The organism is uncultured Xanthomonas sp. (genome assembly GCF_964278005.1).
Classification (GTDB): domain Bacteria; phylum Pseudomonadota; class Gammaproteobacteria; order Xanthomonadales; family Xanthomonadaceae; genus Xanthomonas_A; species Xanthomonas_A sontii.
The window spans coordinates 130,866-146,198 of record NZ_CAXYKF010000009.1 but is presented as its reverse complement, the minus strand read 5'-3'; the positions used below and the strand labels follow the sequence as shown (position 1 = coordinate 146,198).

15 protein-coding genes and 2 tRNA genes are annotated in these 15,333 nt (G+C 70.1%); 11 read left to right on the top strand and 6 right to left on the bottom strand.

Features of this window, described 5'->3' with window-relative positions:
- The first annotated feature begins 6 nt into the window (after positions 1 to 6).
- The 8 genes from pstB to ACHWVH_RS06290 all read left to right on the top strand — a co-directional run bounded on the left by pstB (position 7) and on the right by ACHWVH_RS06290 (position 5,479).
- The gene (pstB, locus tag ACHWVH_RS06325) at positions 7 to 834 is read left to right on the top strand and encodes a phosphate ABC transporter ATP-binding protein PstB (RefSeq protein WP_010343978.1); all 828 of its coding nucleotides are present in this window, start codon (positions 7 to 9) and stop codon (positions 832 to 834) included.
- A gap of 130 nt (positions 835 to 964) precedes the next feature.
- On the top strand, positions 965 to 1,675 hold the full coding sequence (phoU, locus tag ACHWVH_RS06320) for a phosphate signaling complex protein PhoU (RefSeq protein WP_017914020.1): 711 nt from the start codon (positions 965 to 967) through the stop codon (positions 1,673 to 1,675).
- Positions 1,676 to 1,855: 180 nt separating this feature from the next.
- Positions 1,856 to 2,257, top strand: a complete 402-nt coding sequence (locus ACHWVH_RS06315) for a hypothetical protein (RefSeq protein WP_267092513.1) — start codon at positions 1,856 to 1,858, stop codon at positions 2,255 to 2,257.
- Positions 2,244 to 3,110, top strand: coding sequence for a DUF692 domain-containing protein (locus ACHWVH_RS06310; RefSeq protein ID WP_394686851.1), 867 nt, complete (start codon positions 2,244 to 2,246; stop codon positions 3,108 to 3,110). The genes ACHWVH_RS06315 and ACHWVH_RS06310 overlap by 14 nt, the downstream gene beginning before the upstream one ends.
- Positions 3,107 to 3,853: a DUF2063 domain-containing protein gene (locus ACHWVH_RS06305; protein WP_295927768.1), complete on the top strand. Its 747-nt coding sequence runs from the start codon at positions 3,107 to 3,109 to the stop codon at positions 3,851 to 3,853. Before ACHWVH_RS06310 ends, ACHWVH_RS06305 begins: the two co-directional genes overlap by 4 nt.
- Before the next feature lie 41 nt (positions 3,854 to 3,894).
- A complete protein-coding gene (rnt, locus tag ACHWVH_RS06300; RefSeq protein ID WP_017911007.1) occupies positions 3,895 to 4,548 on the top strand; it encodes a ribonuclease T in 654 nt (217 codons plus the stop codon).
- 45 nt (positions 4,549 to 4,593) lie between these two features.
- Positions 4,594 to 4,926: a low molecular weight protein tyrosine phosphatase family protein gene (locus ACHWVH_RS06295; RefSeq protein WP_267099304.1), complete on the top strand. Its 333-nt coding sequence runs from the start codon at positions 4,594 to 4,596 to the stop codon at positions 4,924 to 4,926.
- 49 nt (positions 4,927 to 4,975) lie between these two features.
- Positions 4,976 to 5,479, top strand: coding sequence for a hypothetical protein (locus ACHWVH_RS06290; protein WP_394686850.1), 504 nt, complete (start codon positions 4,976 to 4,978; stop codon positions 5,477 to 5,479).
- A 71-nt stretch (positions 5,480 to 5,550) separates the two neighbouring features.
- Here the strand turns inward: ACHWVH_RS06290 and ACHWVH_RS06285 are convergent, their stop codons facing one another.
- The 5 genes from ACHWVH_RS06285 to ACHWVH_RS06265 all read right to left on the bottom strand — a co-directional run bounded on the left by ACHWVH_RS06285 (position 5,551) and on the right by ACHWVH_RS06265 (position 13,511).
- Positions 5,551 to 8,493, bottom strand: a complete 2,943-nt coding sequence (locus tag ACHWVH_RS06285) for a two-component regulator propeller domain-containing protein (RefSeq protein ID WP_394686849.1) — start codon at positions 8,491 to 8,493, stop codon at positions 5,551 to 5,553.
- A gap of 702 nt (positions 8,494 to 9,195) precedes the next feature.
- A complete protein-coding gene (gene rlmB, locus ACHWVH_RS06280; protein WP_017911002.1) occupies positions 9,196 to 9,942 on the bottom strand; it encodes a 23S rRNA (guanosine(2251)-2'-O)-methyltransferase RlmB in 747 nt (248 codons plus the stop codon).
- A 341-nt stretch (positions 9,943 to 10,283) separates the two neighbouring features.
- Positions 10,284 to 10,757, bottom strand: a complete 474-nt coding sequence (locus tag ACHWVH_RS06275) for a GFA family protein (RefSeq protein WP_267123865.1) — start codon at positions 10,755 to 10,757, stop codon at positions 10,284 to 10,286.
- A gap of 104 nt (positions 10,758 to 10,861) precedes the next feature.
- Positions 10,862 to 13,288: a ribonuclease R gene (rnr, locus tag ACHWVH_RS06270; RefSeq protein ID WP_295915600.1), complete on the bottom strand. Its 2,427-nt coding sequence runs from the start codon at positions 13,286 to 13,288 to the stop codon at positions 10,862 to 10,864.
- A 138-nt stretch (positions 13,289 to 13,426) separates the two neighbouring features.
- A tRNA-Leu gene (locus ACHWVH_RS06265) sits at positions 13,427 to 13,511 on the bottom strand.
- Positions 13,512 to 13,827: 316 nt separating this feature from the next.
- Between ACHWVH_RS06265 and ACHWVH_RS06260 the strand changes: the two genes are divergently transcribed.
- Together ACHWVH_RS06260 and ACHWVH_RS06255 are read left to right on the top strand one after the other, a co-directional pair.
- Complete coding sequence (locus ACHWVH_RS06260) at positions 13,828 to 14,277, top strand: VirK family protein (protein WP_017913462.1); 450 nt, start codon at positions 13,828 to 13,830, stop codon at positions 14,275 to 14,277.
- Between the two features lie 96 nt (positions 14,278 to 14,373).
- A tRNA-Leu gene (locus ACHWVH_RS06255) sits at positions 14,374 to 14,458 on the top strand.
- 74 nt (positions 14,459 to 14,532) lie between these two features.
- On the opposite strand, the gene ACHWVH_RS06250 is transcribed toward ACHWVH_RS06255, so the two are convergent.
- Positions 14,533 to 14,730, bottom strand: a complete 198-nt coding sequence (locus tag ACHWVH_RS06250) for a hypothetical protein (protein ID WP_010343993.1) — start codon at positions 14,728 to 14,730, stop codon at positions 14,533 to 14,535.
- 251 nt (positions 14,731 to 14,981) lie between these two features.
- On the opposite strand from ACHWVH_RS06250, the gene ACHWVH_RS06245 reads away from it, so the two are divergent.
- A complete protein-coding gene (locus ACHWVH_RS06245) occupies positions 14,982 to 15,329 on the top strand; it encodes a helix-turn-helix domain-containing protein (protein WP_017910998.1) in 348 nt (115 codons plus the stop codon).
- Positions 15,330 to 15,333: the final 4 nt, after the last annotated feature.

The window sequence follows — 15,333 nt, the reverse complement described above, 5'->3', positions numbered from 1 at the left end:
CCGGCCATGAACGATCACCACAACGCCGCCCCGATGCACCGCATCGCCATGCCCAACGGGCACACCGCGCTGGCGCCGTCGCCGGTCAAGATCGCCGCGCGCGGCCTGGACTTCTACTACGACAAGTACCACGCGCTGAAGGGCATCAACCTGGAAGTGCCGGAGAAGCGCGTCACCGCACTGATCGGCCCCTCCGGCTGCGGCAAGTCCACCCTGCTGCGCATCTTCAACCGCATCTACGCGCTGTACCCGAAGCTGGAAGCGCGCGGCGAGGTGCTGCTGGACGGCGAGAACATCCTCTCGCCGAAGTACCCGATGAACCGCCTGCGCAGCAAGGTCGGCATGGTGTTCCAGAAGCCGGTGCCGTTCCCGATGACCATCTTCGAGAACGTCGCCTACGGCATCCGCCACCACGAGAAGCTGTCCAAGGCCGACATGGCCGACCGCGTCGAGCAGGCGCTGCGCCAGGGCGCGCTGTGGGACGAGGTCAAGGACAAGCTCGGGCAGAGCGCGCTGGGCCTGTCCGGCGGCCAGCAGCAGCGTCTGTGCATCGCCCGCGCGGTGGCGTTGCGTCCGGACGTGCTGCTGCTCGACGAGCCGACCTCGGCGCTGGACCCGATCTCGACCAGCCGCATCGAGCAGCTGGTGGAAGAGCTGAAGAACGACTACACCATCGTCATCGTCACCCACAACATGCAACAGGCCGCGCGCGTGTCCGACTACACCGCCTTCATGTACCTGGGCGACCTGATCGAGCACGACCGCACCGAAATCATCTTCTCGCAGCCGAACAAGCAGCAGACCGAAGACTACATCACCGGCCGTTTCGGCTGAGCCGCTGCGGCCGCCGCTGCCTCGACGCAGCGGCCGCGCCCGCCGCCCCACGGGCGGGCGCCCGGCGACGCCAGCACCGCACCGCCAGGCATGGCCGCGGCGACACCAACGCACCTATTGGACCTACGACATGAACACTCAGCCCAACGAGCACATCGTGAAGAGCTACGACGAAGAACAGCATCGCCTCGCCGCCGAGATCGTGCGCATGGGCGAAACCGCGGTGGCGCAGTTGGAAGCGGCGCTGGACGTGGTCGAACGCCGCGACGACAACGCCGCGCTGCGCATCGTCGTCAACGACGAAGCGATCGACGCGCTCGAGCACTCCATCAGCCACGACGTCATGCGCCTGGCGCTGCGCGGACCGATGGCGCGCGACCTGCGCGAGATCCTGGCCGGCCTGCGCATTCCCGCCGACGTCGAACGCATCGGCGACTACGCCGCCAACGTCGCCAAGCGCTCGATCGCGCTGAACATGTCCCCGCCGATGCCGCAGACCCTGGGCCTGCGCCAGCTCGGCAAGCTCGCCGCCGAACAGGTGCGCGCGGCGCTGGCCGCCTACCAGAACAACGACGCCGACGCCGCGCTGCTGGTGCGCCAGGGCGACGCGCAGCTCGATGCGCAGTACACCGCGCTGTTCCGCGAGCTGCTGACCTACATGATGGAAGACCCGCGCAACATCACCCCGTGCACGCATCTGCTGTTCATGGCCAAGAACCTGGAGCGGATCGGCGACCACGCCACCAACATCGCTGAGAACGTGTGGTTCCTGGTGCACGGCGACGAGCCGCTGCCGCCGCGCGACAAGCGCGACGAGACCAGCTCCACCAGCGGCATCTGATCCCCGGCGTGCGGACCGGCCATGCGCCGTTCCACCGCCGCTGGCGTCCCAAGGCTCCGTGCGCAACGGAGCCTTTTTTGTCGCCACGCACCGCCGCATGCAGCGCGGTGCGGCAGCGGGTAGGCTTGGCGCACTGTCGGCCACCCCGACCGGCACCCGTCCATCGCCAGGAGCCTGCGCATGTCCACGTCGTCCCGTCCGTCCTCTGCCCTCGCCGGTGCGGTTCTGCTTGGCGGGATCGGCCTGTCCGCCTCCGCGCTGGCGATGACCGACCTCGCCCAGGGCTATGCGCTGGGCGCGCAGGCTGCCGTCACCCCGCCGCAAAGCACCGAGGCGAGCGCGCCGGCAACGCCGACGCCCGCGCCGACGGCGCACAACGGGCAGGCCGCCGACCCGGCCAAGGCCAGCGAAGGCGGCTGCGGCGCCAAGGCCGGCGACGGCAGCTGCGGTGCGCACGCCCCGGCGGCGACGCCGGCCAAGCCCGCGGCGGCCGGGAGCGCCGCCACGCCCCAGGCCAAGCACGACGACAAGGCCATGGCCGAAGGCAAGTGCGGCGAGGGCAAATGCGGTGGCAGCCTCTGAACCACCCCGGTACGACGCCCGGCCGCTGGCCGCGGCCAGCGCCGGCCTCGGGCTGCGCCGCGGCCTGCTGCAGGACCTGCTGCAGGCGCCGACGGATGCGTTCGACTTCCTCGAATGCGCACCGGACAACTGGATCGGCGTCGGCGGCCGCCCCGGGGAACTGCTGCAGACGCTGAGCGCGCGGCATCCGCTCAGCTGCCACGGCCTGTCGCTGTCGCTGGGCGGCGTGGCGGCGCTGGACACCACGCTGCTGCAGCAGACCCGGCAGTTCCTCGACCGGCACCGGGTCGCGCTGTACAGCGAGCACCTCAGCTACAGCGCCGACGACGGCCACCTCTACGAACTGCTGCCGCTGCCGTTTACCGACGAATCGGTGCGCCACGTCGGCGCGCGCATCGCCCAGGTGCAGGACGCGCTGGGCCGGCGCATCGCGGTGGAAAACGTCTCCTACTACGCCGCACCTAGCCAGACGATGAGCGAAGCCGCCTTCGTGACCGCGGTGCTGGCCGAGGCCGACTGCGACCTGCTGCTGGACGTCAACAACGTGCACGTCAACGCCAGCAACCACGGCGACGACGCGCTGGCCTTCCTCGCCGCCCTGCCGAGCGCACGCATCGCCTCGTACCACGTCGCCGGCCATCGTGACGATGCCGCCAGCGGGCTGAAGATCGACACCCACGCCGCGCCGGTGGCCGACCCGGTGTGGGACCTGCTTGCCGCCGCCTACCGCCTGCACGGCGTGCGTCCCACCGTGCTCGAGCGCGACGGCCAGTTCCCGCCGCTGTGCGAGCTGCTGGACGAAGTGCAGTGCATCCGCGCCGCGCAGGCGCATGCGCAGTCGCCCGACGCATGAGCGAGACGCTGCGCGCGCAGCAGTTCGCGCTGACCCTGCATCTGCGCGATCCGCAGCGACACCCGCCGCCGGCCGACATCCCGCCGCAGCGCCTGGCGGTGTACCGCGCCCTGTTCTTCGACAATCTGGCGCAGCTGCTGAGCGGCCAGTTCCCGGTGCTGCGCGCCACCCTCGGCGACGCCGACTGGGAGGCGCTGCTGCGTGCGTTCTGCGCCGAACACCGCGCTCGCACGCCACTGTTCCCGCGCCTGGGCGAGGAACTGGTGGCGTTCCTGGCGCAGCGCGCACCCGATCCGCAGCATCCCTGGCTGGCCGAACTGGCGCACTACGAGACCGTGGAACTGCAGGTGCAGATCGACGATGCGGCGCTGCCGCCGCACGATCCGCGCGGCGACCTGCTCGACGGCATCCCGCTGCTGTCGCCGTGGCTGCGCCTGTTGCGCTACCGCTGGCCGGTGCAGCGCATCGGCCCGGCCTGGCAGCCGGACACGGCGCCGGCGCAGCCGACCTGTCTGCTGGCGCGGCGCGAGGCCGACGGCCAGGTGCGCTTCGCCGAACTGGCGCCGCTGGCCTACGCCGTGCTGGCGGCGCTGCAGCCAGGCACGCGCAGCGGACGCGCACTGCTGCTGGATCTGGCCGCCGCGCACGGCCTTGCGCCTGGCGCCCTGCTGGACGAGGGCGCGGCCCTGCTGGAACGGCTGCGCGCGCAGGGCAGCGTGCTCGGCACGCGTTTGCCGGAGTGACGCCGCGGCGGCCGGAGGCCGCGCTCTGCTAACCTTGGCGGATGAACGATTCGGTCGACAGTCCCTCGCAACCCCTGGTCATCACCCCGATGTCGCGGCGTTTCCGCGGCTACCTGCCCGTGGTGGTGGACGTGGAAACCGGCGGTTTCGACTGGAACAAGCATGCGCTGCTGGAGATCGCGGTGGTGCCGATCGAGATGGACGATTTCGGCCAGCTCTATCCCGGCGTCACCGCCAGCGCGCACGTGGTGCCGGCGCCCGGCACCCTGATCGATCCGAAGTCGCTGGAGGTCACCGGCATCGTCCTGGACCATCCGTTCCGCTTCGCCAAGCCCGAACGCGAGGCGCTGGACCATGTGTTCGCGCCGGTGCGCGCGGCGGTGAAGAAGTACGGGTGCCAGCGCGCCATCCTGGTCGGCCACAATGCCCATTTCGATCTCAACTTCCTCAACGCCACGGTCGCCCGCTGCGGCCACAAGCGCAATCCGTTCCACCCCTTCAGCGTGTTCGACACCGTCACCCTGGCCGGCATCGCCTACGGCCAGACCGTGCTGGCGCGCGCGGTGCAGGCCGCCGGCTTCGACTGGAACGCCGCCGACGCGCACAGCGCGGTCTACGACACCGAGCAGACCGCGCGCCTGTTCTGCAAGATCGCCAACGCCTGGCCGGCCCCGCCGGTCGGCGCAGCGCCATAGCCGCGGCATGGATCGCAAGGCACGCGCGCACCGCCAGCCGCTCGCATGACCCGCCACCTGCTGTTCGTCTGCAGCCGCAACCGGCTGCGCAGCCCCACCGCCGAACAGGTGTTCGCCACCTGGCCCGGCGTGGAAACCGCCTCGGCCGGCGTCGACCACGACGCGGACACCCCAATCACCCCGGAACTGCTGGAGTGGGCGGACATCGTCTTCGTCATGGAACCGGCGCATCGCAACAAGCTGTCGCGGCGGTTCAAGCGCCATCTCGGCCGCGCACGCATCGTCTGCCTCGACATCCCCGACGACTACGGATACATGGATCCGGCGCTGGTGCAGCTGCTGACCGCGAAGGTGTCGCGGCACCTGCCTGCGCGCTGATCCTGCGCTCGCCCGCCGCATCCAGCGCGCGGGCATTGGCACTCCGCACGTGTACAAGGCCTCTCGCCTGCACACGACGACGCGCATCATGACGAACATGACCCCACAAACGATCACCCTCCTAGTGAACAAGACCGACGCCCTGACCTTCCTGCGCGCGCAGCAACCGCTGCCCGACGACGACCAGCTCAGCCAGGACTTGATCGACGCCTACGACGCGGCGAGACGGCTGTTTGTCGCCGATCCCGATCGCGCCGCGCTCCCGCTGTTCCTGCGCTCCTTCGGCAACGGCGATGGCTGGGGTGTCTACCCGCTGGTCGAGGACGTGTTCCATGCCTGCGACCGCAGCGATACCGTCGCCGCGATCCGGGAGGCGCTGGAAGATCCCACGCTCCCTGGCGGTAGCCGCTACTGGGTTACGCAGTTGGCCGCCGCCTTTGCGGATCCGACCTTGCGCGCGGGGCTGGCCCTGTCGTTGCGGTCGGAACGTCCAGACACCCGTGAGGCGGCGGAGATGGCGCTGGAGATGCTGGACCTACACGCCTCACGCTGAAACGCTCGCGTCTGCGATCACGCGACAAGGTAGAACGACAGCACTCGATCCGCATGCCCGGACGCATGCACTCAGCCCACGCATACCCGATCGCGCCCCATACCCTTGGCCCGGTACAGCGCGCCATCGGCGCGCTCCAGCCACTGGCTCGGCGTGTCGTCCGGGCGCAGCGCGACCAGGCCGGCGCTGAAGGTGACGCGCAGCGCCGGCGCCTCGGGCGCCCACTGCAGGCGTGCATGGAACAGGTCGCGCAGGCGCGTGGCCAGGCGCTCGGCGTCGGCCAGCGGCGTGTCGCCGAGCAGCACCGCGAACTCTTCGCCACCCAGGCGCGCCGGCAGGTCGGAGGCGCGGCAGGCGCTCAGCAGCAGTTGCCCGACTTCGCGCAGCACCGCATCGCCGGTGGCATGCGAGTAGCCGTCGTTGATCTGCTTGAAGCGGTCGATGTCCATCACCAACAGGCACAGCGGCGCGCCACTGCGCTGCGCGCGTTGCATGCTGTGCACCAGCACCTCGTCGAAGTGACGCCGGTTGGGCAACGCGGTCAGCGCATCCTCGTGCGCCAGGCGCTCGAACGCGGTAGCCTGGCGCTGCAGTTCCGCCAGCAACTGGCTCTTCTCGGCATCGGCCTGCAGCAGGCGCTCGGTCTGCAGCCGCAGCGCGCTGGTGCGCCGCGCCACCAGCCGCTCCAGGCGCAGGGCGCGACGCTTGTAGCGCGCGATCAGGTAGCGGTACAGCAGCACCAGCGCCAGCAGCAGCGCCACCGCGGCCGCCGCATGGACGCTGTGCCGCTGCCACCACAGCGGCGCCACGCTGAAGCGCCACACGGCTTCGCGGGTGCTCCAGGCGCCGTCCGGATGCGCCGCGGCGACGTGCAGGGTGTAGTCGCCCGGCGGCAGCCCGATGAACTCCACGCTGCGCTGGTTGCCGCGATCGATCCAACCGGTGTCCAGGCCGTCGAGCCGGGTGCGGTAGCGGATACGCTCGGGCAGCAGATAGCTGAGGCCGACATAGGACACGGTGATGCGCTTGGCGCCGGGTAGTTGCGACGTGTTCTGCCACGGGAAGGGCTGGCCATCCAGCAACACGCTCTCGATCGCCGCCGGCGGCGGCAGGCGATCGCGGAAGCGCGCCAGGCGCCGCGGATCGACCATGCTGACGCCACCGGCGGTGACCAGCCACACCGTGCCGTCGTGGCGCAGGATCATCGACGGCCCGGAGCTGCCATTGCCCTGGGCGTTGGACATGCCGTCGATCTCGTCGTAACGGCTCACCTGCAACCGCGCCTGGCGGCCGTCGGCGACCGCGTCCAGCGCCGCCGCTGTGGTCCGCAGCACGCCGCGGTTGCTGCTGATCCAGACGTTGCCGAGGCGATCGCGAACCAGTTGGAACACCGTATCCACGGGCATGCCCTGCTCCAGCCCCACCCGCGCCAGCTGGCCATCGCGGTCGCGGTGCAGGCCGCGGTCGGTGGAAATCCACACATCGCGGCCCAACGCCTGGAATCCGAACACGGTGCGCGCGCCGCCCAGCGGTTCCAGCGCCAGCTTCCGCACCCGGCCATCACGCAGTACCGCCGCGCCTTCGACCGAGCCGATCCACAGTGCGCCGTCGACGCTGGCCAGGGCGGTGATCAGGCCGCGCGGCAAGCCGGGCACGTCCGGCACCGACAGCCGGTCGCCGTCGATGCGCATCACCCCGCTGCGCGTGCCGATCCAGACGGTGCCGGCGGCATCGACGCTGAGCGCACGCACCTGCCCGCTGGGCAAGCCCTCGTTGGTTCCGTAGTGGCGCACGACGCGGCCGTCGCGCAGGCGGAACACGCCGTCGGCGTAGGTGCCCATCCACAGGTCGCCGTCGCGGCCGCGCGCCAGGCTCAGGACCGATGGCGCGTCGCGCAGCGCAACCGGGGCGATGCGGCCATCCGGCGCCATCCGGTCCAGCCCGGCGGCGCTGCCGATCCACAGTGCGCCGTCCGGCGTCTCCAGCAGCGCGCGCACGTAGTCGCCGCTGAGTCCGTCGCGGCGAGTGTAGCCGGCGAACAGCGTCTCGCGCAGCCGGAACAGGCCGCCATTGGCGCCGATCCAGATGCTGCCCTCGGCGTCCTGCAGCAGGCTGACGATGCGCCCGTTGGGCAGCACGTCGCCCGGCAGCATGCGCTCGATGCCGTGCACACTGATCCGCAGCAGTCCCTGGTTCTCGGTGCCCAGCCAGATCGCGCCATCGCGGTCGCGCAGCATCGAGGTGAAATGGCCGTAGCCCGGCAAGTGCTGCACCAGCACCACCTGCTCGCCCTGCAGTCGGTACAGGTTCTCGCCGGCCACCAGCCACAACGAGCCGTCCGGTGCCCGATAAGGCCAGGCCAGCCCCGGCGGCAGGCCGAACGCGGCCGGCGCGCGCCGCAGCACGCCCTGCGGGTCGCGGTACAGCAGGCCATCGAGACTGCCGATCCAGATCCGCCCCTGGTCGTCTGCGGCCAGGTGCGGGAAACTCGCCGCCAACGGCAGGTCGCGCGGCGCCGGCTGGTAATCGAAGCGACCGTCCGGCCACAGGCAGCCCAGGCCGTTGCCTTCGAACAGCAGCCACATGCGGCCGTCGCGGTCCTGGGTCATGGCGTGGATCAGCGCATGCGGCCAGCCCGGCGGCTGCCGCCAGAAGCGCCAGTTGCCGGCCGCATCGTGGCGGCCGAGATTGCCGCGCGAATCGCTCAGCCACAGCGCGCCGGCGCGGTCCACGTACAGCGAGCCCACGCCGTTGTCGGGCAGGCCCGGGCGGGTGCTGCGGTCGATGACGGCGAAGTCCAGGCCGTTGTAGCGCACCAGCCCTTCCCAGGTGGCGAACCACAGGCGGCCGTCCGGGGTCTGCGCAAGATCGCGCAGAGAGTTGTGCGGCAGGCCGTTGCGCGAGGTCCAGGAATCGATCGCGTAGTCGCGTAGCGGCGGCACCCCGTCTGCGCCACCATCGGCGGCAACGGCGCGCCACGCCACGCCCAATGCCAGCAGCAAGAACAGCAGCACCGGCCACGCGCGCCCGCGGTCGCGTGCTGTCTCCCCCCTCCCCCTGGCGACGCTCACTGTCCCGACCCGATCCGACGCAGGCGGGGCGCGACAGGACCCTGGCGCGGGGGTCCAGCGTCAAGGGGACGGGGGCGACACAGACTCATTACCGGAGCGGAACACGGGACGAGCGCCCATGGTAGGCAAAAAAGCGTCGCTGCGGGTGGAGGCCGTAGCAGCCTGCGGGAAAAGGACGCGTGAAGATTGCGCGGCGGTTAAGCCGGAGCGGTCTTCGCAGAGCGGAGCACCAACAACATCCCATCGCAGCACGCTCCCTTCTCCCACCGGGAGAAGGTGCCCCGCAGGGGCGGATGAGAGTACGGGCGAAGCCTGGGAAGACATCGATCGCAGCGGCGGACAAGCGCGCGGGCGAAGCCTGGTGTCGTTCTGATGCGCGAAGGCTCCGCCCCGCACCCTCATCCCAACCCCTCTCCCGGGGGGAGAGTGGCTCCAGGCGCCACGCGCTCCCCTTCTCCCGCCGGGAGAAGGTGCCCCGAAGGGGCGGATGAGGGTACGGGCGAAGCCTGGGGAAACGTCGATTGCAGCGGCGGTTGAGGGTGAAGCGCGAAAGCTTGGTGTCGCACTGATGCGGCGAGGGGCTTCGCCCCCGGACCCTCACCCCAACCCCTCTCCCGGAGGGAGAGGGGCTTTTCGAAGGGGCGCTCAGCCCAGGCGCTGCCGTACCGCTTCGAACAGGGTCACGCCGGCGGCGACCGAGACGTTGAGGCTCTCGATCTCGCCCGGCATCGGGATCCGCACCAGGCCATCGCAATGCTCGCGGGTCAGCCGGCGCAGGCCGTCGGACTCGCCACCCAGCACCAGCGCCACGTTGCCGCGCAGGTCCTGCGCGTAGAGCGAGGTCTCGGCCTCGCCGGCCAGGCCGTAGATCCACACGCCCTGCTTCTGCAGCTCGCGCAGGCAGCGCGCCAGGTTGGTCACCGCCACGATCGGCAGGCGGTCGGCGGCGCCGGCCGAGGTCTTGCGCACGGTGGCGTTGACCGGCGCCGATTTGTCCTTGGGAATCACCACCGCGGTCACCCCGGCCGCGGCGGCACTGCGCAGGCAGGCGCCGAGGTTGTGCGGATCCTGCACACCGTCCAGCACCAGCAGCAGCGCGCGGCCTTCGGCGGCGCTGACCAGGCCTTCCAGCTCGCTCTCGGCCCAGGTCCGCGCCGCGGCATAACGCGCGGCCACGCCCTGGTGCCGCACCGCGCCGCCGACGCCGTCCAGCGCCTGCGTGTTCACCCGCCGCACGTCGATGCCCTTGCGCCGCGCGTTCTCCTCGATCTCCTGCAGACGCGGATTCTTGCTGCCCGCTTCCACCAGCACCTCGCGCACGTTGTCCGCGTCGTTCTCGATCGACGAGGCCACGGCATTGACGCCGACGATCCACTGGTTCTGCTTGCTCATGAGGCGGGACTACGCGTAAGGAAAGCGGGCATGGTAGGGGTTGTGGCCGCTGGCGTCATGCCTTGGGGGCCGGGATTGGGGATTCGGGATTGGGGATTGGTAGAAGCGGCTTGGCCGTGACGTCGCACTTTCCTGCGATGCCCGGGGCCTGCGTGTCGCGACAGCAAGACCAACGACGCAGCGCCATCCAGACAAGGCGCGGCGCAGCCTTGTGGGAGGGACTTCAGTCCCGACGCGATGACGTCGGGAACACCGGCCAGCTGCCTGGCGCGACCGATTCCCGAGGTCGCCAGCGATCTCCCGACAACGCGCCGCGCGAGGTCGGCACTGTCAGTCACGGCTCAAGCCGGCCAGCGCTCGGTGTCGTGGTCCGGATGCTGGCGCGAGACGATATCGGCCAGAAACGGCGCGGCGACCAGATCGCCCTCGGTGCGGATCGCCGACAGGCGATGCAGGGCGTCGACGAATGGCAGCTTCGCTTCGATGCCGTACTGGATGGTCGGCGGCACGGCCTCCGGATGGTCGAAAGCGCCGGCGGCCACGGCGATGCCGTCCGGCGCCTCGTAGGTCAGCGGCGTGCCGCAGTCGGCGCAGAAGCCGCGCTGCACCAGATTGGACGAGGCGAAGCGCCTGGGCGCGCCGCGGGTCCAGGTCAGGTCCGCACCGCGGGTGGAGACCAGCGGCGCGTAGTAGGCGCCGAACGCCTTCTGGCACATCCGGCAATGGCAGATCGAGGCGTCGTGCAGCCGCCCGCGCACGCGGAAACGCACCGCCCCGCACTGGCAACCGCCGCTGTACTCCTGCTCCTGCTCCATATCCGCTCTCCGCTGCGAACCGCATCGCGCAGGTGACCTCCCGCACGACGCACGGGAAGCGCGATCGCGGCGGCCGCCAGGCGGTTCGCCGCGACGCTGCGCCGTCAGTACTTCTTTTTCTTGCGCTTGGCCGGCTGCCCACGCGGTGGCGGCGGCGGCAACTCGTCATGCGCCGACGAGCCTTCCTCGACCAGCCGGAAGTCGATCTTGCGCTCTTCCATGCTCGCCTTCAGCACCAGGATGCGCACGCGGTCGCCCAGGCGGAACTCGCGCCCGCGGCGCTCGCCGGTCAGGGTCTTGCGGGTCGCGTCGAACTGGTAATAGTCCTGCGGCAACTGGGTCACGTGGATCAGGCCGTTGACCTTGGACTGGTCCAGTTCGACGAACAGGCCGAAGCTGGTGACGCCGCTGACCACGCCGTCGAACTGCCCGCCGACGTGCTTCTCCATCCACGCGGCGCGGTAGCGCTCGTCGACCTCGCGCTCGGCCTCGTCGGCGCGGCGCTCGCGCTCGGAGCACTGCAGCGCCAGCGCCGCCATCGCGCGCGGCGCGTACAGGTACTTGTCCGGCGCGCCGCGGGTCAGCGCGTACTTGATCGCGCGGTGCACCAGCAGGTCCGGATAGCGGCGGATCGGCGAGGTGAAGTGCGCGTACGCCTCCAACGCCAGGCCGAAGTGGCCGGCGTTGTCGGGCGAGTACACCGCCATGCTCTGGCTGCGCAGCAGCACCGATTCCAGCAGCGCCGCGTCCGGGCGCTCGCGCACCTTCTTCAGCAGCTTGGTGTAGTCGCCCGGCACCACCTTGCTCCACGCCGGCAGGCTCAGCTTGAATTCCTTGAGGAACTCCAGCAGGTCGGCGTACTTGGATTCCGGCGGGCGCTCGTGCACGCGGAACGGCGCCGGAATATGCGTTTCCAGCAGGTAGCGCGCCGCGGCCACGTTGGCGGCGATCATGCATTCCTCGATCAGCTTGTGCGCGTCGTTGCGCACCAGCATGCCGGCCTGGGTCACCTCGCCGGTGTTGTCGAGCACGAAGCGCACTTCCGCGGTCTCGAACTCGATCGCGCCGCGGCGCGCGCGCGCCTTGGCCAGGATCTGGTACAGCTGATGCAGCCGCTCCAGCTGCGGCAGCACCGCCGCCACGTCCTTGCGCACCTGCTCGTCTTTTTCGCCGACCGCCTGCCACACCTGTTCGTAGGTGAGCCGCGCGTGCGAGTTCATCACCGCCTCGTAGAAGCGCGCACCGGCCACCTCGCCCTGGCGGTCGATCTGCATGTCGCAGACGAAGCACATGCGGTCGACCTTGGGGTTGAGCGAGCAGATGCCGTTGGACAGCGTCTCCGGCAGCATCGGCACCACGAAACCGGGGAAATACACCGAGGTCGCGCGCTTGACCGCCTCGGTGTCCAGCGGCGTGCCCGGACGCACGTAGTGCGACACGTCGGCGATCGCCACCACCAGGCGGAACCCGTCGGCGTTGGACTCGCAGAACACCGCGTCGTCGAAGTCCTTGGCGTCGGCGCCGTCGATGGTCACCAGCGGCGTCTGCCGCAGGTCCACGCGGCCCTTGATCGCCGCCGGCTCCACCGTCAGCGGCACCGCCGCGGCTTCGTCCAGCACCTCTTGCGGGAACTCGTAGGGCAGCTCGTGGCCGTGGATCGCCGCTTCCACCAGCAGCGACGGGGTCAGCTTGTCGCCCAGCACGGCGATGATCTTGCCGATCGGCGGGCGCCGCGCGTCCGGCGCGGAGGTGAGTTCGCACACCACCAGTTGCCCGTCGCGGGCCTCGCCGACGGCGTCGGCGGGGATCTGCACGTTGCGCTGGATGCGCTTGTCGTCGGGCACCACGAAGGCGATGCCGGCTTCCAGGCTGAAGCGGCCGATCATCCGAGTCAGGCCGCGCTCGAGCACGCGCGCGATGCTGCCTTCGCGGCGGCCGCGGCGGTCGATGCCGGTGACGTTGGCCAGGGCGCGGTCGCCGTGCAGCACCTTGCGCATCTCGTACGGTGGCAGGAACAGGTCGTCGCCGCCCTCGTCCGGGCGCAGGAAGCCGAATCCGTCCGGATTGGCGATCACCACGCCGGGGATCAGGTTGGTCTGCTGCAGCGGCGCGTAGCCGCCGCGGCGGTTCTGCACGACCTGGGCTTCGCGCAGCATCGCACCCAGGCGCTTGCTCAGCGCTTCCTTGCGGGTCGGCTCGGTCAGACCGAGCTGTTCGGCCAGTTCGTCCAGGGTCTGCGGACCGTCGCAGCGTTCGAGCAGTTGCAGGATCGCCTCGCGGCTGGCGATCGGCTGCGCATAGCGCTCGGCCTCGCGTGCGGCATAGGGGTCGTGGATCGGCGCGGCAGTGTCGGGCGCGGCCGCCGGCGGTGGCGACGGAGGGTGCAGCGGTTGCAGCGGCGGCTTGGGGCCACGGCGCAGGAAGCTGGGCATCCAGGCGGGCAGACGCGATTTCTTCGGCGTATCGGAGGTGGGCGCGTCGCCGGACGCGGATTTGCCGGGCTTGCCGGACTTGCTTTTGCGAGTTGTCATCCGCGCATGGTACTCCCATGCAGGTGGCGTCACCCGAACCGGGCGGCGCGCTGCGGCGAACGTGCGCCCCAGAAACGACGAAGCCCGCGTCAGCGGGCCGGTCGGTGCGAGAGTTCAGCGCTCTCGCGATCTTGCATGTGGTGCCCAGGAGAGGACTCGAACCTCCACGGTTTTACCCGCTAGTACCTGAAACTAGTGCGTCTACCAATTCCGCCACCTGGGCGCTGAAGGCCGCGAATTCTGCGGTGCCCGCGCGACCTTGTCAACGCCTATTTCGCATTCGCTCGCGATCGCCTGCACCGATGCCACGACCCCGTCGGGCCAAGCAGCCGCACCGCGCGCGTCGGCGGCGCACGCATTCGGCGGAAAACCGCAGTGCAATGCGGATTCCGACACGGCGCTGTCACAAGCGGACCCGCTTCGAAGATCCGGCGTGACGGCAGCGGAAGTTCGCGATTTTGTCGGTTGACCCGGATCGGCGCCCCGCTAGCTTGCATCCGGCAATCCGTCGCCCTCCCCCACGCTCTGGAGCCTCCCCCATGCACAGCCTGTCCGCTTCCCTGCTCGCCGCCGCCCTGTTCGCCAGCGCCACCAGCGCCTCCGCCGCAGGCGCCGACGACGCCACGCTCAATTCCCTCACCGAGATCCAGCGCGCCCTGGACAGCGGCGCCTCGGTCGCCGTGGCGATCGACCTGAGCCAGTGCACGCCCACCTCCGGCGGCGCCACGCCCAGCCAGACCCGCGGCGGCCTGCGCATCGGCGCCTACCGCGTCACCGCCGACGGCACCCTGTCCTTCGCCGACGAGCACGTGACCGTCGGCCGCGACGGCAAGCCGATCCAGCAGTTCCTGCGCTACCAGGTGCATCCCGACAACACCGTGGACTTCACCATGTTTGTGTTCGCCCTGCCCAGCTACCAGCAGACCGGCAGCACCCTCGGCTACCGCTGCGCGATCAACCAGGGCCTGCGCTTCAACGTCGGCTACTGAGGTCGCCACCGACGCGTCCGCGACGGCGCTGCACTGCCGCCGTCGCAAAGCGCTTGACAGTGCCCGCCGCCACGCGCACAATTCTCGTTCTGAGTTGCCCAGGTGGCGGAATTGGTAGACGCACTAGTTTCAGGTACTAGCGGGTAAAACCGTGGAGGTTCGAGTCCTCTCCTGGGCACCACGACCGACAGGTCGAGCAAGATCTCAAAACCCGCTTCGGCGGGTTTTTTGTTGGCTGCGCGCAGGCCGCGGCGCTCAGCGCTGCGGCGGACGCAACGGACCGATGTCCACGCGCACGCCCTTCACCCACACCGCCACCTTGTAGGCACGGTAGCCCGGGTTGTGGCGTTCGGCCGCACGCGCGGCCAGGTAGGCATTGGCGGCATGCACCAGCACCTGCAAGGACGGCTCCAGTTGCGCGACGCGCCGGAGTCTCACTTCGTAGGTGGCCATGCGCCCTCCCCCACGTACCGGCAGGCGCCGCGTCGTGCCGCGATCGGCCAATGCATGGCGGCAGCGCACCGCGGCGCCGACACCCTCGTGTCCACAACATCCATGTCCTGCATGCGCATCCTCGCGCGTCCGTGCATTCCGCACCGCACGAGTATTGAATCTCCGAACAATTGGAGTCAAGCGTGACTGTACGACAAGCCGGCGGATGCTCCATATCTTGGTAGGCCCGCCGTCCCCCAAGGCCCACCGCGATGAATAGCTTCGGCGAGCGTTTGCGCGAAGCCAGAAAAGCCGCCGGGCTCACCCAGGAGCAGTTGGGCTTCGCGCTGGACGTCACCAAGTCCTCGGTGTCGGCCTGGGAGAACGACCGCGAAACGCCGAGCTTCCGCCTGCTGCCGACGCTGCGCAGCGTGCTGAACCGCTCGCTCGACGAACTGGTGTGCGGCGTCGGTCCCGGCAAGCGCGTGCAGGACCTGCCCGCCGACTATCCGTTGCTGGCGCAGGACGCGCAGGAGCGTGCCCTGCTCGCGCGCTATCGCAACGCCTCGGTGCGGCGCCGCGAAGCCGTGCTGGAATTGCTCAAGCCGGACAACGGCTGAGTCA